The 436-nt window shown below is 54.6% G+C and carries 1 protein-coding gene; it reads left to right on the top strand.

The features are described 5' to 3' along the window. Nucleotides 1-3: 3 nt before the first annotated feature. On the top strand, nucleotides 4-261 hold the full coding sequence (locus tag JMV15_RS28080) for a hypothetical protein (RefSeq protein ID WP_201492009.1): 258 nt from the start codon (nucleotides 4-6) through the stop codon (nucleotides 259-261). Nucleotides 262-436: the final 175 nt, after the last annotated feature.

Raw genomic sequence — 436 nt, 5'->3', positions numbered from 1 at the left:
TACATGCCCCTAACCGGCCACGACTGCACCGTCTCAGCCCTGATCATCGACACCCAGGCACCTCTCGACGTCCTTCCCGACGCCGCCGTGCACCGCATTCGGGCCGTCACCCAACTGCTGGAAAACCTGGCCTTCCGCGAACAACTCAGCAGCGATGCCGTAGTGCTTTCAGACTTCGCCCACTTGCTGGCCATTCCGCTGCGCGATGGGTGTGATTTGCTGGATGTCATCCGTCGCAGGCTTAATGCCGATCCGTCCTGAGTGACAACAGGGCGGCCTTTGTGTCGCCCGCTTTGTGCTCAATTCCCTTGGCCCCTGTCTTTATCGTTAGATTCACGCTCTTTCCGATTTTTCAACCAGTACTGTATCTCAACTCCTACCCTAGTCGGTATTGCTTAACTGAAAAATGTTAAAAAGGGGACAGTTTTATTAAGTG

The sequence above is a fragment of the Pseudomonas paracarnis genome, assembly GCF_904063055.1.
In the GTDB taxonomy this organism is placed as follows: Bacteria; Pseudomonadota; Gammaproteobacteria; order Pseudomonadales; family Pseudomonadaceae; genus Aquipseudomonas; species Aquipseudomonas paracarnis.
The sequence above is the reverse complement of the archived record's forward strand: the minus strand, read 5'-3'. Positions and strand labels throughout refer to the sequence as shown.